Genomic DNA, 20,803 nt, shown 5'->3' with positions numbered 1-20,803 from the left:
TCTCCGTGCCGTGCGTCCCTCACTCGGGTCGTGCGGCACGGACCCCCACATCACCCAGCCGGCGCAAGTGAGCGTCGTAGCTGAACCGGTCCCGCACCACCTGGCGGGCACGCTCGACCTGGCGGACGTGCCGTTCGCGGTCGGTCATGAGCAGGTCGATCTCGGCCTGCACCCCCGCGGGCTCGGTGTAGATGCCCGCGTCCCCGAACAGGGGCTTGAACTGCTGGGGCAGCACGGTCGGCAGCCCCACGGCCATCGCTTCCAGGGGCGAGCGCCCGAAGGCCTCCACGTAGTCGGTGGAGGTGAAGTACACGTACAGGTCGAGTTCGTGCAGGAAGTCCCGGGCGGGAACCGTGTCGAACGGGTGCACCGTCCAGTTGGGGGGCAGTCCGCCGAGCAGCCGTTCGGGGCTCTCCGCCCCGCCCAGGACCCGGTACTCGTACCCCTCGACCGGCGGGTAGGCCGCCTCCAGGAGTTCCCGGGTCTCGGGCCATTTGGAGACGTGGTCACGCGAGTGCCGTCCGATGCGCACCGTCGAGTCGAAGGGACGCGGCTCGGGACGTATCCACTCGTCCATGTCGATGATGTTGACCCAGTCCCATGACGAGAGCGGCATATCGGGCATTTCGTCGAGGTGGTGGCCCACGAGCGCATCGCGCACCGCAGGTCCGATCGGGTACCACGTGTGCTCACCGAAACGGTCGAGGAGGTTGCTGTGGACACGCTCGAGCTGCCAGATCTCCTCGCCCGCGCCGCCCTGCCCGTAGTAGCGGTACGGGGGCTGGTTGATGACGAGTGCGGTGTGGGCGGCTTCCACGTCCGGAAGGTCGTCGGCGATGCGGTTGCAGATCTTGGGGTGTCTGATGAGCAGGAGGTCGCAGGTGATGCGGTCACTCCAGTGCACGAACCGGACCCGGTCCCCGTCCACCAGCCGCATGATCTTGGGACTGATGGGCTTGCTACGGCTCCAGTCAGCAATGGGGTGGTGCAGGAGCCCCGTACGCAGACCGGCACGGGACTGTGCCTCGATCTCCTGCGCGTTGCTTCCGGTGGTGCCTCCCGGAAGTGCGAAATGGGAGACCATGAGCACGTCGAAGTGCACGGTGCGCCCCCTGCTGCCCATGACCGAGTTCACCCGCGCCGCGCTCGGCGCGGAGACGTCCGTGAGCAGAGCAGAGCGCCGCATCTGCTGTGCACGGACCGCGTCGCCCGTGTACTCGTACCGGGCGGCCAGGTCCTCGAGGGCCCGGGAGCGCCGCTCGGGGCTGTGGGCGGGGTCGACGGAGTACTCGCGCAGACCGGCCTCCGCGGTGCGGGAGTCCCCTCTCCAGAGGCGGTGCTCCAGTTCCGACAGACGTTCGGCGGAGGCCTGTTCGGAGGTCCGTTCCCGCCGTTTCTCCTCGGCCTGGTGCCGTTTCTTCCGGGCACGGTCCCGGCGCTCGCGGCGCAGCGCGGCCAGTTCGGCCCCGAGCAGCCCGAGGCCGACGGCCGGCAGCAGGAACGCGGTCGCCAGTGCCACCGGTGCCGGCGCCACGACGATGACGACGGCAGCCGCGGCCGCCACGAGGGGCACGAGCACCTTCTTGGGAACCTTGCGTAGCAGACGCGGTGTTCGGAAGCGGAACACGCCCGCCCATGTCCTGGCCATAGTGTGACGTCCCCCATCATGCCGTTGCTGCCGTGTGTAACCAGACAGAAACCCACCGTATCCACACGGGGTGCAGAATTCACGACGACAGCACGGGAACGGACACCGACACACAAAAAGCCGCCCCCGGCAGCACCGGGGACGGCTCGTGGCGGTGGAGGAGGGATTCGAACCCTCGAAGGGTTGCCCCTTACCCGCTTTCGAGGCGGGCGCCATCGGCCACTAGGCGACTCCACCGAGAGTTACTCTACAGGATCCTGCGCCCAGCGAAAAATCGGGACAACAGCCCTGCGCACTCGGCCGCGAGGCCGGCATCCACGAGGTCGGGCGGAAACACTTCGGGGCGGTGGTTCTGACGTGGGTCGCGCACCGCGTCCCACACCGATCCGGCCGCGCCCGCCTTGTCGTCACGCACCCCGTAGACCAGGCGGTCCACCCGCGAGAGCACCGTCGCCCCCGCACACATGGTGCACGGCTCCAGGGTCACGACCAGGCTGCAGCCCGACAGACGCCACTCACCCCGCGCCCGCGCCGCCGCGCGCAGCGCCAGGACCTCCGCATGCGCTGTGGGGTCCCCGGTCGCCTCACGTTCGTTGCGGCCGGTCCCCAGGACCGCGCCGTCCTCTCCCAGGACCACGGCGCCCACGGGGACGTCCCCCGAGTCCAACGCCCGCTCGCCCTCCCTCAGCGCAAGACGCAGGGCGGCACCGACGAGGTCGTGGTCCATCTCCTCAGAGCCTCATGCTGTCGAGCAGATCGGAGAAGCCCGCCCGCTCGGCGACCACGGCCAGCACGTCGCTGGGGAGCACACCCCCGCCGGAGGCGAGGTCGTGCAGTTCGTCCTCGGGCACGCCGAGATCGGTGATCAGGTCACCGTCGCCGTCGGGCACCGGGTTGGGACGTGAACCAGCGCTCTCGGACGGCGGCGGCGCCCCCAGACCACCGGCCTCCGAGAGCACCGAGGCGATCGTGTGATCGTGCACCACACGGGCGTCGGAAAGGTAGACCCGGGGCTCTTCACCGCCGTCCTCGGCCCGGACGATCGCGAACCACTCGTCGTCGGCCTCCACCAGGAGGAGGGCCTCGTCACCGCCCCGCTCGACCGCGAAGTCGATCATGAGGTCGGTGATGTCGTCGATCACGTCCGCCTCGCCGAGTTCGACCTCGGTGCCCCGCCACATCTTCCCGTCGGGAGCGAAGATGGCTGCGAAGGTCGACACCGCGTGCTCTCCTGTTCTGCCGGGTGTTGATCCAGGACTCCCTTACCCCATCCCGTCCAAGACACGCTGGAAGGACTGGGCGAATCCCAACCGCTCGGCGACGCTGGCCAGTACCTCGTCGGGGTACAGGTCGAGGTCGCCGGCGAGTGCGCCCAGTTCCATCTCGTCCAGCCCGAGATCGGCCACGATCGACAGGTCCCCCGCGGGCAGCACCTGATCGAGGTCGTCGTCGTCGGGAACGTCGATGTCGAGCTCGTCCAGGACGTCGCGGGCCATCCCCCAGTCGACCGAGGCGGTCACGTCGGAGAGGAAGAGGGTGGTCTCCTCACCGTAGACCCGAACGATGATGAAGAAGTCGTCTCCGATCGCGACCAGGCCGAGCGCACCACTGATGCTCGGCTGCTGGCGCAGGGCATGGACGAGCCCCTTGAGGTCCCGGGTGAGGGCCACGGGAAGCAGGTCGACGTCCCAGTACTCCTCTTCCCTGTAAGCGACGGCGGCGAAATCGGCCGAATCGTCGCCACCATGATCGAGTACTGTCATCGCCACCCCAACCCGGCCGGTGCATCGGTACGGACGACGGAACCCCGGATCGCCCGTGCGACAGCCATGGTAACGATCACCCCGGTCCTCCTGTTCGCCATAGGGCGTATTCGGTCAGCACCGTGAACGGCAAAGGCACCCCCGACACCCTCTTTCCAAGTTCTGTCTGCTCGGCGGTGGCCCCGCACGTCCGGGCCACAGCACTTGCCGCCCCGCAGACCCACCACCGGACCCGAAGGTTAAGGGGCACGTGCTGCTGTGGGCCAGAGGGGGCACTCGATCGGTGCCGGGCAGGCGCGACGGGGGCGACGCGGACACCGCGGCTCCAGCACGTACAGCACGATTAGAATCGGGCACGCCCACCTCTCCCCCCAGCCACCGTCCCGCCAGCCCAGCTCAACCGGAGAAAGCCTTGGAAACCCTGGTCGTCGACCACCCCTTGGTCGCGCACAAGCTGACCACCCTGCGCGACGTGCGGACCGACTCCCCGACCTTCCGGCGCCTCACCGACGAGCTGGTCACCCTGCTCGCGTACGAGGCCACCCGCGACGTCCGCGTGAGTGAAGTCACCCTGGAAACCCCGCTGACGAAGGCCACCGGAACCCAGCTCACGCGTCCCACCCCGCTCGTCGTACCGATCCTGCGCGCCGGGCTCGGCATGCTCGACGGTATGACCCGACTGCTGCCCACCGCCGAGGTGGGATTCCTGGGTATGGCGCGGAACGAGGAGACCCTCCAACCGGCCACCTACGCCGACCGCCTCCCGCAGGACCTCTCGGGCCGCCAGTGCTACGTGCTCGACCCGATGCTGGCCACGGGCGGCACCCTGGCAGCAGCCCTGCAGCTCCTGGTCGAGCGCGGCGCCGACCACGTCACCGCCCTGTGCCTCCTGGCCGCGCCCGAGGGCCTGACCGCGGTCGAACGCGAACTGGAGGAATCGCTCGACCCCGATCACGGGGCCACTCTGCGCGTGGTCACCGCCGCGGTGGACGAGCGGCTGGACGAGAACGGCTTCATCGTCCCGGGTCTGGGCGACGCCGGCGACCGCCTCTACGGCTGCCACTGAAGACCACAACCCCCCGAAGCGCCCTACCGGACACCGGTTGGGCGCTTTTTCGGTCCTTTTTCCGGTCGCATGAATGAACGTCCGAAAACCGGGTAATGGCAGACTGGTAGGGTGCTTCGCCCCAGGTCGAAGCAGTCGGATCGCGGTCCGCAGTCCCTTGGCGGATTAGCCGAATTCGATTCGAGATGGGAATGTGACAGACAAGAGTGATCATGGTTGGGAACCACCCGTAACAGGGCAAACCGACCGGGCCGAAAAGAACCCCACACAGAGCGCGTAGCCGAGCCTTCTCCCCCGGACCCGCCCTCGCGGCGGACGTTCAGGCAACCCTCCGCGGGCTACGCACAGCCCCGAAGCGCACACGGTGCGCGATACATCCAGAAGAGCCCCAAGGAGTGAGATGCCGGAGAACCCCTCTCCCTCGACGCCCCAGATCTCCCGCGACTCGCACTTCGCCCCGGTCGTCCACCGGTTGGCTTCTGAGTTCGGCAATGTGCACGACACTGCGACCGTCACCCGCTGCGTGAACGCGGCCCGCCACGGCGCTGAGGACGTGACCGGAAAAGCCACCCCCGAGCTGGTCGAACGTATCGCCCGTCAGCATCTGCAAGTTCTGGCCCTGGCCCTGAGCGAGCGCCACTGACCTGCGAAGACGAGTTACGGACTACCTTTCACAGGGTTAACAACAGCACCGAAAAAGGACAGTTTCGGCAAGCTTCGAACATCCGACATAACGCCACGCCGATGGTGCCGGTCCTGCTTTACGGGCACCATGGTCAGTGGAACAATCTCCGATGGTCCGGTGGGTCAGGTGGATTCCAAGGGGAGTCAGTCGTGGCGAAGTTGAAGAAATGGGGCGGATACGCCCTCATCGCTTTTGTGGCGTTCTATCTGCTGACGCAGCCGGAGAGCGCCGCCGGTGTGATCCAGAGTGCACTCGACGGACTCGTGGGCGGCGCGGAAGCGATGTCCCGCTTCGTCAACGCTCTACTTCCATAGGGGTGATGGGCCGGCATGCGCCTCGTAGCGTCGAGTAACAGCGCACCAGCCTCGGTCAACCGTTACCTGCTGCCACACGAGCAGGACGTCGTGACCATCCGCAGGCACCCTGCCGTGCTGATCGGTCCGGTGGTTATGGTGCTCGCCGCCCTGATCGTGGCCGGCATCCTCAGCAACACGGCGATCGCCGACAGCACGGCGAGTCTGGCGATCATCTGGTGGCTGTGGCTGCTGGTATTGGTGTGGTTCGTCTGGCAGGTGGCCGAGTGGTCGGTGGACTACTTCGTGATCACCTCGGCGCGGCTTCTGCTCACTACGGGTCTGGTCACCCGGCAGGTGAACATGATGCCGCTCGGCAAGGTGACCGACATGCGGTTCGAACGCACCCTGGTCGGCCGTTTCCTCGGATACGGGACCTTCGTGATGGAGTCGGCCGGTCAGGACCAGGCCCTGAGCAGGATCAACTTCATCCCTTATCCCGAACAGCTCTACCTGGAGGTCGTGGGACTCATCTTCAAGGAGTGAGACCGCCTCCACACACGAGAGCAACGACGAGAGCACCCGCTTCGGCGGGTGCTCTCGTCGTTCGTGCCGCTCCTCCCGGAGGTTCCCCCTCCGTTCATCTTCTGTTCACCCGGACCGGCCCGAAGCCCCGAAGAGACGCGCCTCGCAGCGCGGGAGATTGACTTGAAGGTGAACTTGGGGTTAACTTATAGCGTCTGACACGGAAACGAGAGGGGTCACCATGGCGCGACGGACGGAACGTGCAGTGCAGCCCACTCGCTCCCACGCTCGTCGACGCACGCGCACGGCCGCTGCGGCCCGCCGACTCTCCGGCCTGGCCGACGGCCCCGCGCACGTCCCGCAACCACGCGAGGACGCCGACCGCATCAGCTCCAAGCACCCGATCATGCACTGGGTGCTCGTGACCGACGACGATGGGCGCACCCGCCCCGAGACCCGCTGGCTCTGACGTCCCCGGCCCGTTCACCGGGCCACCCAGCCGGCTGCACCGACAACTCGCACAGGCCCTCACCCGGTCCGACCTTCTCCCTGATCCGTGGATCGCTTTGTCAACAAATCGGCCCACAGATTATTTGTGTTCCGGTTGACTAAATCCCTGGCCCGGGACCGCACAGCAGAGTGACGCTCGTCTCAAGGCCACCGCTTGCAACAAAACGGACCGGGGCACCCTGTCTCCGCCTGAGCCCCACCGTCGACCTACGGTTCCGCAGCCCGGAACCTCCGCGGCGCCGGAACCGCCCACCGATCAGTACGTCCCCGGGGGAACACCGGGTATCGGGGCCCGCGGGCACATCCGGGCAGCTTCGGAGCGGCGTACGCCATCCGGTCCCGCACATCCAACTAATTTTGGTGTCCGAAACCCCCGGCTCTCTCCCGACCTCCCGTGCGCCCCGCAGCCCTTCCCACCCCCGGAAGCGGAAGGAGCCACGCATGGCCCCGCTCCGGAACCACGTTTTCCGGTTGGTCCTCAACGGTGTCGGTACGCGCTGAGGCGACCGCCCCGCCCTCGACATCTCGGCCTGTCCGATGTCCCGGCTCCCTGTGTCGGGGACATCGGTGCCGCACCTGGTACTGCGCAGCAGTGAGGTGGACATGCCGATCCGCCTCGTGGCGGTATGTCGACGTAGCACTTTGTCGACATTTTGGTCTGCATAAAAATTGACTTGTGGACTGACCGATATAACGGCATGTGGCTGGGGCAACACGGTTCGGGCAGTTCTGCCGACAGGAAGCTTCAGCGCTGGAACGCCCTGTCGACACAGCGATCCGTCAGCTCGGCGCCATGTCGACGAAACGGCTGTAATGGCCCTGGAAAGCGACGGTGACATCAGCGGTGGGGCCGTTACGGTGCTTGGCCACGATGATGTCGGCCTCGCCGGCGCGCGGTGACTCCTTGTCGTGCACGTCCTCGCGGTACAGCAGGATCACCATGTCCGCATCCTGCTCGATGGAGTTGTGGACGTGTACCCCGTTCGCGACGAAATTGTGGGTTCCGGGAACGGTGGCGTCGAAGACCTCGCGTTCCCCCAGAGGTTCCACCTCCGCGATTTCGTCCCAGAACACATCGTTGGTGGCGAGAAGCTCCATGTCGGCATCGTCCAGGACCCCGGCCACTCGTGAGAGACGGGTACGGCTGGGCGACCGCTTCCGCATACTGCTGCCGCTGAAACTGGTCCCCATCGCCGTGGCGAACTCGCGGTGCGTCATCCCGCGGTCGACGAGGCCCTCCCTGACCCGGTCCCAGACCTGCACGGGCACGGTGTCGAGATTGGTGTTGGCCCGGCGCCCGGCCAGTGCCTCCACACATTCGGCCACCCGTGCCGCGCGAGCTCCGTGACAACCCACGACATCAGCGAAACGCCGCTGATCATCGACACCGTTGATGTCCACAGTGTGACCGACCCGGTGATCGCCCTTCCGGCTCTCCTTGATCCGGCACATGATCCCGACCCTGCTCAGGAGATGGCACACGTCGTCGGCCAGGCGACGGCTCGTGGTCGAATAGTAGATGCGTGCCTTGTCCGCGGCCCGGTCCCAGGTGACTGAGCCATCGGTCGCCCACAGATGGCGGAGAAAGAGTGCGACCTGATGTTCCGGCAGAGCGAAGACCCCGTCCGGAACGAACTTCTCGTGACTGCGCAGGCCGAAGAGCCCGAGGCCGTCCAGCCACTTCGCGATCGGGTTCCGTTTCCCGTGGGTCAACCGGTACGGAGACGGAAGTCTGAGCGAGACCGTCCGCGCCGAAGCATATTCGTCACGCACCGCGGTGACCCCGAAATGCGAAGCGGCCTCAGCGACGACAGCCAGATTTTCCTCGTCGATGTTCGCGTATCGGAGCGGTTGGCGACGTACGAAGGAACCGTCCCCGATGAGATGTGCGAGGAGGATGATCTCTGATTCCGGCCAGACCTGGGGACGTGCGGGCTCCGGAGCAGACCTCGGAACAGCGATCCTTTCCCCGGTCGCAAGCTCCTCCAGGGCCTTCCAACCGTCGAACGCCAGGAATGGATGGTTGGCCGAAGCGGTGACTTCCCGCCCTGATGTGAGGCGGAGACGGTACACCTGCTTGGTCCCACTGGAGAACACGTGTGTCATGGTCCGCGGAACCATACGCAGCTTCTCATCGAGCGACCAGACCGGGATGTCGGTTTCCCCGCTCTCATGGAGCTCTCCCAGGGTGACCTCCACACCCGTGTCCGCACGACGGACCCGGGTCTCCGGGACGAGGCACCCCGATTCGCGAAGATCCGACACTTGCGGGCGTTTGTCGGTGCGCTGTTCCGGACCACGGTTGAGCTGCGAGAGCGCCACGACCGGAACGTCGAGCTCCTTGGCGAGGAGCTTGAGGGAACGCGACATCTCCGAGACCTCCTGCTGACGGCTCTCCACCCGGCCGGGTGCGCTCATGAGCTGGAGGTAGTCGACGATGATGAGCTTCAGGTCGTGCTGCTGTTTGAGCCGTCGGCACTTGGCCCGGATCTCCATCATCGACATGTTCGGGGAGTCGTCGATGAACAGGGGGGCGTTGGCGACCTCACCCATCCGTCTGGCCAAGCGGGTCCAGTCGTCGTCGGTCATCAGACCGGACCGCATGGTGTGCAGCGGGACCCGTGCCTCGGCGGAGAGCAGGCGCATGACGATCTCGTTGCGCCCCATCTCCAGGCTGAAGAAGACCGACGTCATGTCGTTCTTGACGGAGGCCGCACGGGCAAAATCCAGCGCCAACGTCGAGTTGTGTGTCGGCACCATCGCCCGAGTCACGAGGAACAAGTGGTCGGGGTGGTCGACCTGGATACAGCGGACCGGAACGCTCTCCACTGGACGCACCTCGCGAATGAACCGTGACCCGGTCCGGACGCAGGAACGACCCTCGCCCCGTTCGCGGTGCGCAAGGCGCTTGCGCTCGATACCGAAGACCTCGTCCGTGGAGCCGAAGGTGATCGTGTAACAGGTCGGAGTGTCCTCGTTCTTCCCGTCGACCCTCTTGGTGGACATCCCGGTGCGGTGACCCAGGCTGTGGGCGAGTTCGCGGAAGTCCTCGGCCAGCTGTCGGTTGACGACCCCGAACTGGACGGATCCATCCGCGTTCACGGTCCCGTCGGTGTCCAGCAGCCCTGCGAGAAGAGCCCGACGCTGAGCTTCCGAGGCACGGAGGTACTGCTGGGGGATGTGCTTGTCGCCCAGTACCCCGAGCCCGCGGAGTAGAGCCTGCACACTCCCGTGATCCGCAATGCATTTCCGGCACCGTGAGTACCGCGCGGAACAGGGCTCGCCGCAGTCAGCACAGGTGGTGTGCTCGACGGGGCCCGGAACGAACCGGGCCTTACCGTCACAGGACTGCCCGCAGCTTCGCACGTGTGGGAGCACGGGAACGAACTCCTCACCGCAGACGGCACAGGGGCGCGGAGCGATCTCCACCTTCTCGCCGGGCAAGTGGATCCCGTACATGTGTTGGCCGTTGCCCACGGGCTTGGTCACCAGGCCCGTGGCCTCGATGTTGACGAGGACCTCGCCGTCGACGTCGGTGATCCTCGCTTCGTGGGTGTGGCCGTCACCGAGCCAGGCTCCGAGCGCATAGGGCGGTACCGGCAACTCCGCTTCGGGGAGATCCAGTACAGCGGCGTTGTCCACGGAGTGATTGAGGCGCTGCTCGGAGGTCTCCGACCGTTGGGTCCGGGCGATCTCCCGTGTGGTCCGCACTCTCGGAAGAACCCGTGGCTCCCGGTCCGCGCGACGCGATGCGCTGGCGTGCGTGAACCACTGGTGCTCGGCGTCGGCAATCACCGTCGTGCCGTCGTCGAAGACGATCTCGTAGCACTCGCGATCGGTCATCACATCGGACGTGGCCACGACCTGGGTCGGCTTGCCGTCCGCGGCCAGGACGAAATCCCCGGTCTCCACTTGTCCCATGGTCGTCCACCCGTCGGGGGTGGGAACGGCTGTGTCCAGCGCGAGCGCCTTGCCCACGGCCGGCCGCGCGGCGATGATCACCATCTGGCCCGGGTGGAGACCGTTGGTGAGCGCGTCGAAGTCGGCGAACCCGGTGGGGACACCGGTCAGGCTGCCGTCGTGGGCGCCGATCGCCTCGATCTCGTCGAGGGCGCCGGGCATGATGTCGGCGAGGGCGAGGTAGTCCTCGCCGGTGCGCTTCTCGGCAACGCGGTAGATCTCGGCCTGGGCATGGTCGACGAGGTCGTCGACCTCGCCGTCACCGGTGTAGCCGATCTGGGCGATGCGGGTACCGACCTCGACGAGACGGCGCAGGATCGCACGGTCGGAGACGATCTTCGCGTAGTAGCCGGCGTTGGCCGCGGTGGGGATCGCCTCGGTGAGGGTGTGCAGATAGGGGGCACCGCCCACGCGGGTGACCTCGCCGCGTTTGGTGAGCTCGGCGTTGACGGAGATCGCGTCGACGGGCTCGCCCCGGGAGAAGAGGTCGACGACCGAGTCGTAGATGATCTGGTGCGCGGGCCGGTAGAAGTCGGCGGAGCGGATGATCTCCACGACCTGTGTGATGGCGTCCTTGGACAGGAGCATCCCGCCGAGGACACTCTGCTCGGCCTGGATGTCGTGCGGAGGGGTGCGATCGTATCCGCGTTCCTCGGGTGGTTCCTCGGCGACGCTCACGGACTATTCCCCCAGATACTGATGACGACCTCTCCAGGATGCCCCATTCGGAGGTCCTCCCGGTCCCCAGGCCGAAGTTGTGGAAGAGCCCCTCCACCACCATGCTCCGGCCTGCGCGGGGTGCCCCGCAGGCGGGTTGTGCACATCACCTGTGGAAAACTTTGCGACTTCTCACATATGACCCATTTGACCTGCGAAAACACTGCTCGCGGCCACTGCGTGAAAGATGGCCCACGCAGGGTTTTCCACAAGTTGTCCACAGGCTTTCACGGGCCTGTGGACAACCTCACCCGGGACATCGAACGGGCGTCCGGTAACCTTGCCGTGCCATGCCCAGACTGCTTTCCGCCGCCCCCTTCCGGCACCGCCACGACCGGGAGATCTTTGCGCTCGCGGTACCCACGTTCTTCGCTCTCATCAGCGAACCCCTGTTCCTGCTGACCGACTCCGCCATCGTCGGCAGCCTCGGCACACAGGCGCTCGGCGGCCTCGGTGTGGCCGGGCAGGTGCTGCTGACCCTGGCCGCAGTGTGTATCTTCCTCGCCTACGGCACCACCGCGGCCGTGGCCCGCAAGTTCGGAGCCGGTGACATCCCCGGCGGGATGCGCGACGGGGTGGACGGCCTGTGGCTGGCCGCGCTCCTGGGCCTTGCCGCCATCGGGGTCGGTTGGCCGCTGGGCCCCCACCTCATCGAGCTGCTGGGGGCCTCCCCGGACGTGGCTCCCTACGCACTGACCTACCTGCGCGTCAGTCTGCTGAGTACCCCGTTCCTGCTGATCGTCATGGCCGGGACCGGGGTTCTGCGCGGCCTGCAGGACGCCCGCACCCCCTTGGTCGTCGCGGTCGCCTCCTACCTGGGCAACGCACTCCTGTGCGCGCTCTTCGTCCTGGTCCTGGACTGGGGCATCGCCGGCTCGGCCTGGTCAACGGTGATCGCCCAGGGTGCCGGGGCCTTCTGGTACGTGGCAACGATCATCCGATCGGCCCGCCGTCACGGGGTCCCCGTGGCACCGTCCCTCGACGGCCTGCGCAAATCGGCGTCGGCAGGGTTCGCCCTGTTCCTGCGCAGCGTATCCATGCGTGTGGTCGCGCTGGTGACGACGGCGGTGGCCGCCCGTCTGGGCGACGAGTCGATCGCCGCGCACCAGGTCAGCTACAACATGTGGGCACTACTGGTGTTCGCCATGGACGCCGTGGCCATCGCGGGCCAGTCGATCGTGGGCCGTTACCTCGGCGCCGACGACGTGCGCGGGACCCGCGATTCGACCCGGCGAATGGTCGAGTGGGGTGTGATGGCCGGCCTGGTCTTCACCGTGGTGGTGCTGCTGGTGCTGCCGTGGGCGCCGATCCCCTTCACCGACGATCCACAGGTGGCCTCGCTCATCATGGCGTCGCTGGTCGTGGTGGCTCTGATACAGCCTTTGAGCGGGGTGACGATGGTTCTGGACGGTGTCCTCATGGGCGCCGGGGACCAGCGTTACCTCGCCTGGGCCTCCTTGGGGACCATGCTGACCTTCCTGCCGTTCGCACTGGTGCTGCCCGAGGTGGCGGGGTCGCAGCTCTGGGGGCTCGTCGGCCTCTGGGGGGCCTTCGCGGTATGGATCCTGGCCCGTGCCCTCACCCTGGGGCTGAGGGCACGGGGAGGCGCGTGGCTGGTCACCGGGGCCGAACGCCCCCGGTGACCGGTTCAGCCCCCGGTCTCGTCCTGCCCGACGGTCGGACCGTGGTAGTGCGTGGCCACCCGCTCGGAGCTGGGCAGGTCCGGGAACGACGGCACTTGGTCGGGGGACAGCTCGGGCTCCACCACTCGGCCGAGCCCGTCCGAGATGCTCTCCATCCTGGCCGCGGTGTCGCTGCGCAGCTGCGGCAGCAGCGCGTAGAGCTCGTCCCCGGGGCAGTTGGTGGAGTTGTAGTCGCGGTGGCCGACGAGGGCCTCCTGCGGGTCGAGCCCGTAGGCCGTGCACAGCCAGGCACACGTCTCGGCCAACGCCTCCATCAGGTCACCGGGCGGGGTGGCTGAACTGTAGGTTCCTTCGTTCTCGATCCCGATGGTGTGGCTGTTGTGGTTGGCGGTGTGGGCGCCGACGACGTGGCCGCCCTCGTCCACTGCCCGGAGGGAGCCCTCCCGCCCCTCCATGATGTGCCCGCCGCGGCTGATCGTGAACTGCTGGCCGATGTCGCTCCACCCGTTGCTGTCCATGTGGAACCGCTGAATGGAACGCGACAGTGCGGCCGCTTGGGAGGTCGAGATGTCGGAGACGTTCGCGGTGGCGGTGTGGTGCACCACTATGTGCGTCGGTCCGGTCGACCGGACGTCGATCGCGTGCCCGGGCGCACGAGCACCCCAGTCGGCCCGTGTGAAAACCTTCGGTGTCGCGGCGGCTCTGGCCTCCCGCGCGGTGGTCGTGTCCATCGTTCCGCCGAGCAGTACGCCACCGGCGAGGAGCACGGCCCCGCGGAGCATGGTCCTGCGGTCCAGTCTCTCTGCGGCCATCGATCGTGTCCTCTCTGTGAGGGGCATCCAGGATGCCGACACAGAGGACACGATAGATTACCAAGAGTAATACTACTTGGGCTTCCAGCGGCGGCGTGTCCGGACCACGGACACAGAAGAACCCCGCCCTCGAACGAACGAGGACGGGGCTGCGTCGGTGAACGCCTGCTAGACGCCCGAGACGTCCAGCTTGATGGTGGCGCTGACATCGGGGTGGAGACGCACGTCCACCTTGTAGGAACCGACCGACTTGATCGCGTTCTTGATCTCGATCCGGCGCTTGTCCAGTTCCGGGCCGCCAGAGGCCTGGACGGCCTCGGCGACGTCGCCGGCCGTGACCGAACCGAACAGGCGGCCACCCTCGCCGGCGCGCTGCTTCAGGCGCACGGTGAGTGCCTCGACCTGACCGGCGATCTGGCGGGCCTCGTCCAGGGTGCGGATGTCGCGGGAGCGACGAGCACGCTGGATCAGGTCGATCTGCTTCTGGCCGCCACGGGTCCACCGGATGGCGAACCCGCGGGGAAGCAGGTAGTTACGGCCGTAACCGTCCCTCACCTCGACGACATCGCCGGGGGCTCCGAGACCGTTGACCTCGTGGGTCAGGATGAGCTTCACGACAAAAACCTCCCTCGGAGTATCCCGGCTATCGGGTGCTGCTGGTGTAGGGCAGCAGGGCGACCTCACGCGCGTTCTTGATCGCAGTGGCTACGTCGCGCTGGTGCTGGGTGCAGTTGCCGGTCACCCGACGGGCACGGATCTTACCGCGCTCGGAGATGAACTTACGGAGAAGCGTGGTGTCCTTGTAGTCGATGTAGGACTGCTTCTCCTGGCAGAAGATGCACACCTTCTTCTTGGGCTTGCGCGCTGCCGGCTTCGCCATCGTGGTGCTCCTTCGCAAGAGCCCCGGGGCTGTCCCGGGGATGGTCTATGACAAATGGAATGGTGGCACGGTGTCCGCAGACACCGGCCGGGTGTTGCTCGGTGTTCGGCCTCGGCCTAGAACGGGGGCTCGTCGGAGAACCCGCCGCCGCCGAAGCCGCCACCGCCGTTGGTCGCCCACGGGTCGTCGGCGGGTGCACCGCCGCGACCGCCCTGGGGCTGGCCGCCGCCGAAGCCGCCGCCCTGGTTCCCGTAGCCGCCGCCCTGGGGCTGGCCGCCACCGAAACCACCGCCGCCGAAGCCGCCGCCACCACCCGGCGCGGACGTCTTGGTCACCTTGGCGGTGGCACGGCGCAGAGCGGGACCGACCTCGTCGACATCGATCTCGAAGACGGTGCGCTTCTCCCCTTCGCGGGTCTCGAAGGAGCGCTGCTTGAGACGCCCCTGCACGATGACCCGCATGCCGCGCTGGAGGCTCTCGGCAACGTTCTCCGCGTACTGCCGCCAGACGGTGCAGGTGAGGAACATGGACTCGCCGTCCTTCCACTCGCCCGCCTGGCGGTCGAAGGTGCGAGGCGTCGAGGCCACTCGGAAGTTGGCGACCGCGGCCCCACTGGGCGTGAAGCGCAGTTCAGGGTCGTCGACGAGGTTGCCGACGAGCGTGATCTGGGTTTCGCCTGCCATGGTTCGGCTCCGGTTCGAGATAGACGGGTCAGGCGTACGAGCCTGTTCCCCCGATCATCCGTGCCGGTTACGACAGAACGGGATGTTCGGAGGCCGGGGGTGTGGACAACCGCCGTCCTCGGGGGACGGACCCTGGGGGCGTCAGTGGACCTCGGGGCGGAGCACCTTGGTGCGCAGCACCGATTCGGCGATACCGAGCTGGCGCTCGAGCTCCTTGACGGTCTCGCTCTTGGCCGTCAGGTCGACGACCGCGTAGATGCCCTCGGAGTTCTTGTCGATGTCGTAGGCGAGACGGCGCTTGCCCCAGATGTCGACCTTCTCGACCGAGCCACCGTCGTTGCGGACGACGCCGAGGAAGTTCTCCAGCGACGGGGCGACGGTGCGCTCGTCGAGGCTGGGCTCGAGGATGATCATGATTTCGTAACGACGCATGAGCGTGCGTTCCTCCTCTGGACTGTTGCGGCCATGGCATCTCCATGGCAGGAGGTCAGGAGACCCCGTCCCCTTCACCTGGACGGCCGGGGAACGTTCGGGGCTCTGATCCGTACGGGAACCAAGATTACCAGCAGCGCCGCACCGCCTGGTCGGGTCCGTTCCCGCCCTGTGGACACGGAGAGGGGCCGGTGTCCGCGCCGTGCTGCGCGGTCACCGGCCCCTCGTCACCATGTCGCCGTGTCCATCTGCCAGGAGAACGACATGAGGACATGTCGACCTGTCGGCCTCATTCCCGGTTGGGTCTGATCAGGCTGTTGTTGCCCTCCCGGTCGTCATCCGTTCCGGGATCTTCGGGAAGAGCGGGATCCTCCTCCTGGCAGTCGGGGTGGCCCTCGAACTGCGGGTCCTCGCAGTCGATCTCCTCCTGCTCGCAGTTGGGATCGAGCCAGTGGCAGTCCTCAGGAGACGTGGGCGCCTCCGTGGGCTGCTCGGTCGGCTCCTCCGTGGGGGCCTCGGTCGGCTCCTCCGTGGGGGCCTCGGTCGGCTGCTCGGTCGGTTCCGGTGTGGGCAGGTAGTTCTGTTCCTCGCCGACGAACTGCGGCGGCGGGAACTCCCGGACCTCCTTGCCCTCCATCGCGACCGCCATGTACTCACTCCAGACCTTCGCGGAGGTGGTGCCACCGAAGATCTCCATGTTGCCCTGACCGCTGACCTGCAGCGGTTCGGCGCTGGCCCGGCTCAGGCTGACCGATGTCGACAACTGCGGGGTGTACCCCACGAACCAGGCGGAGACGGCGTCGGAAGAGGTACCGGTCTTACCCGCGACGGGACGCCCGTCGGGCAGTGCGGCGTTCCCACCACCGCCGTTCTCCACGACCTGGGTCATGGCGTGGGTGGCGTCGGCGGCGACACCACTGCTGAGGACCTCGGTACCGTTCTCGATCTCCTCGGCATCGTTGGGCTCGATGACCTCGCCCTTGCTGTTGCGGAGCTCGGTGATCATGTGCGCCGGCCTCTGCTGGCCCTGAGCGGCGAAGGTCGCGTAGGCGGAGGCCATGTCCAGGGTGTTGACCTGGTGGGTACCCAACGCGACCAACGGCCCTTGGAGCGAGGTCTCGGTCCGGGCCGGGTTCACACCCATGTCCACGGCCAGTTGGTCGACGTTCTGCACCCCGGTCTGGACCATCAGTTCGACGTACGGGGTGTTGATCGAGTCGGCCGTGGCCTGGATGAGGTCGACGTCGCCGTAACTCTGGTCACCGGCGTTCTGCACCGGGCTCTGCAACCCGGGGAACTCCTGCGGGGAATCACCGTCGAACTGGCTGTTGAGGCTGATGTTGTCCCGCAGAGCGGTCGCGAGCACGAACGGCTTGTAGGCCGAACCCGCCTGGGTCTGGTGGGTCAGCGAGTTGTTGATCACCTCGACGGGGTTCGGCCCTCCGTTGAAGGCGACGATCTCACCGGTCGCGGGGTCGACGGAGGTCAACCCGCGCATGGTGTCGTCGGCCATCTCCGGGAGGACCTCGAAGGCTTCCTCGGCCGCCACCATCAGGTCCTCGTCCAGGGAGGTCTTGATGGTGTAGCCCTTGGTCGCGATATCGGCCCCGTTGATGCCGTCGTAGCGGCGTTCGACCTCGTTGATGACGGCGTTGTTGATGTAGCCGAGTTTCGGGTCGCCCGCTTCCTCGGGGTTGTAATCGACCGCCTCGGGGAATTCGAGCTGGTTCGCCTCCTCCGGGGGGAGGCCGAGGTCGGGTTCGATCTTGTTGAGCTCCCCGAGCTGCTGCTGCAGGTACTCCCAGCGCTCACCGCGCATGACCTTGTCGTGCGGGCCGTCCGGCGTGGGATTGGCGAACGCGCTGGGCTGCTGGATGATCAGCCCGATGAAGGCGCCCTCGGCGTCGTCGAGCTCGGAGACGGGTTTGTCGAAGTAGGCCTGTGCGGCGGCCTCGACACCGGAGGCGTTGCGCCCGAAGTAGATGGTGTTGAGGTACTGCTCGAGGATCTGGTCCGGGTCGAGCTGCTGGCCGAGCTTGATGGAGATGAAGATCTCGCGGATCTTGCGCTGGATCGTCTGCTCCTGGGAGAGCCCGGCGTAGTAGTTCCGCGCCATCTGCTGGGTGATGGTCGAACCGCCACCGGCCTCACCACCGGAGAGCACTGCACGCATGGTTCCGGTGAGGCTGATGCCCGGTTCATCGTAGAAGGTGTGCTGTTCCGCGGCGAGCACCCCGCTCACGACGCTGTCGGGGATCTCCTCGAACTCGACGGGGATCCGGTTGACCTCACCGGTGGTCAGGGCGACGTTGCCCTCGCCCTCGTCCCCTTCCTCGCCGGCCCACATGATCTGGGTGGCGCTGAGTTCGCTCTCGGCCTGGTGGTTGAGGTCATCGGCATCGGGGGTCAACGCGTAGAACACCGCGAAGGTAGCGACACCGGCGATGATCAGGAGACCGAAGGTCACCAGGGCGGGTTTCCAGGCCTTGGCGAAGAAACGCTTCCACCAGGGGCGGTCGTCGCCGGCAGCGGCACTGCGCCGGCGGCCGCCGCCACGGCCTCCTCCTCCGGAGCTTGCACGCCCCGGAGGACGGCGGCGCCCTTCGGACGCGGCCGCGTGGTCGCGGTCGCGCTTCCGGGGATCGCGGGGCCCGTCGGTACGGCGGCGTCCGCCGGCACGGGGGTCGTCGGGGCGGCGGCGCCGGGGGCGTTCACCCTCGGCCCCGTGTGCAGCAGTGGCTGCGCCGGGACGCGGTCGGCTCGGACGCTCGCCGTTCTGAGGCGGGCGACGGCGTTCTCCCTCGGGGGGCCTGCGGCGCTTGCCGTCACCCCGAGGAGACTGGTTCTCGGGCGGGCGGCGACGCGGACGTTCGGCGGCTCCTGCCCCCTCGAAACCGTTTGCCTCACCGGTGTCCGGCCGGCGGCGTCTTCCGGGACGCTCTCCCCGGGGCGGGACTTCCTCCCGCCCGCCACCGCCGCCGCGCGGACCGTCGACCGGGCCATCGGCCCGTCGACGGCCGCCTTCGGCACTCCGTCGTCGTTCGGTACTCACGTGGTCCTCGATTGCCTCTCACGGCCGGTCGGCCTGACGATTCCTTGGTGGAAACGGGGGGTCGGTCCCCCTGGGGGATCGGTGATCCGCGACCTGCGTCCGCGGTGCTGACTTGGCTCGGCCGGTGATTCGCGTCCTCGTGCCCGGGGAAGGGACCGGAGCCTCTCGTCCTTCGTTCAAGGGTCGAGCTCGTGGTTCAAAGCTCGATAAAAGGACGCCCACACGGGCACGTGGGTTTTCAACAGGTCGCGAAGACGTTGGCCGCTTCTTCCTCCTGATCCTTGGCCAGTGGGGCTCGCAACCGCCGTCACACCGGTCCGACGGGGACCGTCTCGGGCGAGCGACCCTGGGCGGCACGGCTACGCAAGCAAATCAAAGGTCACGGTAGAGCGATGAAACGGCATAGCACAACCCACGCGCGAGAGTATCGCGCGTGACCGAGTTGTCGGCCACGTCGGGGCGCTCCCGGCCGATCGGGGCAGTTCGCAGTAGAGGTTCCGGACAGGAGCCGTAGGCACACCGAGTGCTCGGCCATGCTCTCTGCGACCGTTCGGCCCCGTCTGTCCCGATGTGATATTCAGCGCCCCGGAGGAGCACACACCGGGCCCGTCCGGAGCCGTGCACGGGCACAGATCCCGCCACGAACGTCCCGAACTTCCATGTCGCCGGGGCTCTCCGTGTACTGCAGTGCGGTCCGGGCCGTTCGTCGGCGATAGAGTCATACCGAACAAAACAGCCAGAGAAGCATGTTCCCCCCGACTGCCGACGGCCGTTCAGGGGAGGCCGCGCCAACGGCGTCCGTGGGCGTACGCACGGCGACTGAGGGCGGGAACAGATCCGCCCCGGGCGCTGCTGACTTCAACACGGACAACAAGAAGCAGAGCGGCGAGCCCCGGTCCCAGACCGGAGCGGGGACGCCACGCTGTGCGCTGTGGAATCCATGTTCGCGGAAAAGAAGGAGCAAGGACCAATGGGTTCGGTACGTGTAGCCGTCGTGGGCGTCGGCAACTGTGCGGCGTCGCTCGTCCAGGGCGTGCACTACTACAAGGACGCCAACCCCGAGTCCCGGGTACCTGGCCTGATGCACGTCCAGTTCGGCCCGTACCACGTGCGCGACATCGAGTTCGTCGCCGCCTTCGACGTGGACGACAAGAAGGTCGGCCACGACCTGGCCGACGCCATCACCGCCAGCGAGAACAACACCGTCAAGCTCTGCGACGTGCCACCGACCGGTGTCAGCGTCATGCGCGGCCCCACCTACGACGGGCTCGGCAGTTACTACCGGGAGATGATCCAGGAGTCCCCCGAGGACGCCGTCGACGTCGTCGCCGCCCTCAAGGCGAGCAAGGCCGACGTCCTCGTCTCCTACCTGCCGGTGGGTTCGGAGGAGGCCGACAAGTTCTACGCGCAGTGCGCCGTCGACGCCGGGGTCGGTTTCGTCAACGCCCTGCCTGTCTTCATCGCCTCCGACCCCGAGTGGGCGGAGAAGTTCACCAAGGCCGGGGTCCCGATCGTCGGCGACGACATCAAGTCCCAGATCGGCGCCACCATCACCCACCGGGTGCTGTCCAAGCTGTTCGAGGACCGGGGTGTGGTCGTCGACCGCACCTACCAGCTCAACTTCGGCGGCAACATGGACTTCAAGAACATGTTGGAGCGCGAGCGCCTGGAGTCCAAGAAGGTCTCCAAGACGCAGTCGGTGACCTCCCAGATCCCCCACGAGCTCAAGGCCGACTCGGTGCACATCGGGCCGTCCGACCACGTGCCGTGGCTCGACGACCGCAAGTGGGCCTACATCCGTCTCGAGGGGCGTGCTTTCGGTGACGCGCCGGTCAACCTCGAGTACAAGCTCGAGGTGTGGGACTCCCCCAACTCCGCCGGCATCATCATCGACGCGGTCCGTGCCACGAAGATCGCCAAGGACCGCGGCATCGGCGGTCCGATCCTGGCGCCTTCCTCCTACTTCATGAAGTCCCCGCCCGTCCAGTACAGCGACTCCGAGGCGCACGCCCGGGTCGAGAACTTCATCGAGGGCGGCGACGACGCCTGACCCCGCCGCGCCCCGAGGACCCCGGTCCGGGACACGAGAGTGCCCGGACCGGGGTCCTTCGTATCGGGGCGACCGCCGCCGGGC

The 20,803-nt window shown here is 67.2% G+C and carries 18 protein-coding genes and 1 tRNA gene; 7 read left to right on the top strand and 12 right to left on the bottom strand.

Annotated features, from left to right (window positions below; translation table 11 throughout):
• Positions 1 to 19: 19 nt before the first annotated feature.
• The 5 genes from D456_RS0115295 to D456_RS0115275 form a co-directional block, all read right to left on the bottom strand.
• Positions 20 to 1,627, bottom strand: coding sequence for a glycosyltransferase family protein (locus D456_RS0115295; RefSeq protein WP_026115914.1), 1,608 nt, complete (start codon positions 1,625 to 1,627; stop codon positions 20 to 22).
• A gap of 170 nt (positions 1,628 to 1,797) precedes the next feature.
• Positions 1,798 to 1,885: transfer RNA gene (locus D456_RS0115290), tRNA-Ser, on the bottom strand.
• Between the two features lie 10 nt (positions 1,886 to 1,895).
• Complete coding sequence (locus D456_RS0115285) at positions 1,896 to 2,375, bottom strand: nucleoside deaminase (protein WP_017577059.1); 480 nt, start codon at positions 2,373 to 2,375, stop codon at positions 1,896 to 1,898.
• A 4-nt stretch (positions 2,376 to 2,379) separates the two neighbouring features.
• Positions 2,380 to 2,868 (bottom strand): tRNA adenosine deaminase-associated protein, encoded by a 489-nt coding sequence (locus D456_RS0115280; RefSeq protein WP_017577058.1) that lies wholly within the window; start codon positions 2,866 to 2,868, stop codon positions 2,380 to 2,382.
• Between the two features lie 42 nt (positions 2,869 to 2,910).
• Positions 2,911 to 3,411, bottom strand: a complete 501-nt coding sequence (locus tag D456_RS0115275) for a tRNA adenosine deaminase-associated protein (protein ID WP_017577057.1) — start codon at positions 3,409 to 3,411, stop codon at positions 2,911 to 2,913.
• A gap of 412 nt (positions 3,412 to 3,823) precedes the next feature.
• On the opposite strand from D456_RS0115275, the gene upp reads away from it, so the two are divergent.
• The 5 genes from upp to D456_RS0115250 all read left to right on the top strand — a co-directional run bounded on the left by upp (position 3,824) and on the right by D456_RS0115250 (position 6,449).
• Positions 3,824 to 4,477: a uracil phosphoribosyltransferase gene (upp, locus tag D456_RS0115270; protein ID WP_017577056.1), complete on the top strand. Its 654-nt coding sequence runs from the start codon at positions 3,824 to 3,826 to the stop codon at positions 4,475 to 4,477.
• A 400-nt stretch (positions 4,478 to 4,877) separates the two neighbouring features.
• The gene (locus tag D456_RS0115265) at positions 4,878 to 5,120 is read left to right on the top strand and encodes a hypothetical protein (RefSeq protein WP_017577055.1); all 243 of its coding nucleotides are present in this window, start codon (positions 4,878 to 4,880) and stop codon (positions 5,118 to 5,120) included.
• Between the two features lie 191 nt (positions 5,121 to 5,311).
• Positions 5,312 to 5,476 carry a hypothetical protein gene (locus tag D456_RS27105; protein WP_017577054.1) on the top strand — a complete coding sequence of 55 codons (165 nt, stop codon included), beginning with the start codon at positions 5,312 to 5,314 and terminating at the stop codon, positions 5,474 to 5,476.
• Positions 5,477 to 5,491: 15 nt separating this feature from the next.
• Entirely contained in the window at positions 5,492 to 6,001 is a 510-nt protein-coding gene (locus tag D456_RS0115255) for a PH domain-containing protein (RefSeq protein WP_026115913.1), read from the top strand.
• Positions 6,002 to 6,221: 220 nt separating this feature from the next.
• Positions 6,222 to 6,449 carry a hypothetical protein gene (locus D456_RS0115250; RefSeq protein WP_026115912.1) on the top strand — a complete coding sequence of 76 codons (228 nt, stop codon included), beginning with the start codon at positions 6,222 to 6,224 and terminating at the stop codon, positions 6,447 to 6,449.
• 821 nt (positions 6,450 to 7,270) lie between these two features.
• Here the strand turns inward: D456_RS0115250 and D456_RS0115245 are convergent.
• On the bottom strand, positions 7,271 to 11,128 hold the full coding sequence (locus D456_RS0115245) for a replicative DNA helicase (protein WP_017577051.1): 3,858 nt from the start codon (positions 11,126 to 11,128) through the stop codon (positions 7,271 to 7,273).
• A 329-nt stretch (positions 11,129 to 11,457) separates the two neighbouring features.
• Between D456_RS0115245 and D456_RS0115240 the strand changes: the two genes are divergently transcribed.
• Positions 11,458 to 12,810: an MATE family efflux transporter gene (locus tag D456_RS0115240; protein WP_017577050.1), complete on the top strand. Its 1,353-nt coding sequence runs from the start codon at positions 11,458 to 11,460 to the stop codon at positions 12,808 to 12,810.
• A gap of 5 nt (positions 12,811 to 12,815) precedes the next feature.
• Here the strand turns inward: D456_RS0115240 and D456_RS0115235 are convergent, their stop codons facing one another.
• From D456_RS0115235 to D456_RS0115210, 6 genes are all read right to left on the bottom strand, one after another.
• Positions 12,816 to 13,622, bottom strand: a complete 807-nt coding sequence (locus tag D456_RS0115235; protein ID WP_026115911.1) for a peptidoglycan recognition protein family protein — start codon at positions 13,620 to 13,622, stop codon at positions 12,816 to 12,818.
• A gap of 168 nt (positions 13,623 to 13,790) precedes the next feature.
• Positions 13,791 to 14,237, bottom strand: a complete 447-nt coding sequence (rplI, locus tag D456_RS0115230) for a 50S ribosomal protein L9 (RefSeq protein WP_017577047.1) — start codon at positions 14,235 to 14,237, stop codon at positions 13,791 to 13,793.
• 28 nt (positions 14,238 to 14,265) lie between these two features.
• The gene (gene rpsR / locus D456_RS0115225) at positions 14,266 to 14,502 is read right to left on the bottom strand and encodes a 30S ribosomal protein S18 (protein ID WP_017577046.1); all 237 of its coding nucleotides are present in this window, start codon (positions 14,500 to 14,502) and stop codon (positions 14,266 to 14,268) included.
• Positions 14,503 to 14,618: 116 nt separating this feature from the next.
• Complete coding sequence (locus tag D456_RS0115220; protein WP_017577045.1) at positions 14,619 to 15,185, bottom strand: single-stranded DNA-binding protein; 567 nt, start codon at positions 15,183 to 15,185, stop codon at positions 14,619 to 14,621.
• A gap of 141 nt (positions 15,186 to 15,326) precedes the next feature.
• On the bottom strand, positions 15,327 to 15,617 hold the full coding sequence (rpsF, locus tag D456_RS0115215) for a 30S ribosomal protein S6 (protein WP_017577044.1): 291 nt from the start codon (positions 15,615 to 15,617) through the stop codon (positions 15,327 to 15,329).
• 289 nt (positions 15,618 to 15,906) lie between these two features.
• On the bottom strand, positions 15,907 to 18,084 hold the full coding sequence (locus D456_RS0115210) for a transglycosylase domain-containing protein (protein WP_017577043.1): 2,178 nt from the start codon (positions 18,082 to 18,084) through the stop codon (positions 15,907 to 15,909).
• Between the two features lie 1,555 nt (positions 18,085 to 19,639).
• Here D456_RS0115210 and D456_RS0115200 point away from each other — a divergent pair.
• A complete protein-coding gene (locus D456_RS0115200) occupies positions 19,640 to 20,719 on the top strand; it encodes an inositol-3-phosphate synthase (protein ID WP_017577041.1) in 1,080 nt (359 codons plus the stop codon).
• The last annotated feature ends 84 nt before the right edge of the window (positions 20,720 to 20,803 follow it).

The organism is Nocardiopsis kunsanensis DSM 44524, from assembly GCF_000340965.1.
Classification (GTDB): Bacteria; Actinomycetota; Actinomycetes; order Streptosporangiales; family Streptosporangiaceae; genus Nocardiopsis; species Nocardiopsis kunsanensis.
Note: the sequence above shows the minus strand (reverse complement) of the source record. Positions and strands in the feature narration are given on the sequence as shown.

What these genes read in the sequence shown, in the direction of transcription:
- D456_RS0115285 (WP_017577059.1), bottom strand. Translation starts at nt 2,375, where the DNA reads ATGGACCACGACCTCGTCGGTGCCGCCCTGCGTCTTGCGCTGAGGGAG.
- D456_RS0115275 (WP_017577057.1), bottom strand. Translation starts at nt 3,411, where the DNA reads ATGACAGTACTCGATCATGGTGGCGACGATTCGGCCGATTTCGCCGCC.
- D456_RS0115265 (WP_017577055.1), top strand. Translation starts at nt 4,878, where the DNA reads ATGCCGGAGAACCCCTCTCCCTCGACGCCCCAGATCTCCCGCGACTCG.
- D456_RS0115255 (WP_026115913.1), top strand. Translation starts at nt 5,492, where the DNA reads ATGCGCCTCGTAGCGTCGAGTAACAGCGCACCAGCCTCGGTCAACCGT.
- D456_RS0115250 (WP_026115912.1), top strand. Translation starts at nt 6,222, where the DNA reads ATGGCGCGACGGACGGAACGTGCAGTGCAGCCCACTCGCTCCCACGCT.
- D456_RS0115240 (WP_017577050.1), top strand. Translation starts at nt 11,458, where the DNA reads ATGCCCAGACTGCTTTCCGCCGCCCCCTTCCGGCACCGCCACGACCGG.
- D456_RS0115235 (WP_026115911.1), bottom strand. Translation starts at nt 13,622, where the DNA reads ATGGCCGCAGAGAGACTGGACCGCAGGACCATGCTCCGCGGGGCCGTG.
- rpsR (WP_017577046.1), bottom strand. Translation starts at nt 14,502, where the DNA reads ATGGCGAAGCCGGCAGCGCGCAAGCCCAAGAAGAAGGTGTGCATCTTC.
- D456_RS0115220 (WP_017577045.1), bottom strand. Translation starts at nt 15,185, where the DNA reads ATGGCAGGCGAAACCCAGATCACGCTCGTCGGCAACCTCGTCGACGAC.
- rpsF (WP_017577044.1), bottom strand. Translation starts at nt 15,617, where the DNA reads ATGCGTCGTTACGAAATCATGATCATCCTCGAGCCCAGCCTCGACGAG.
- D456_RS0115200 (WP_017577041.1), top strand. Translation starts at nt 19,640, where the DNA reads ATGGGTTCGGTACGTGTAGCCGTCGTGGGCGTCGGCAACTGTGCGGCG.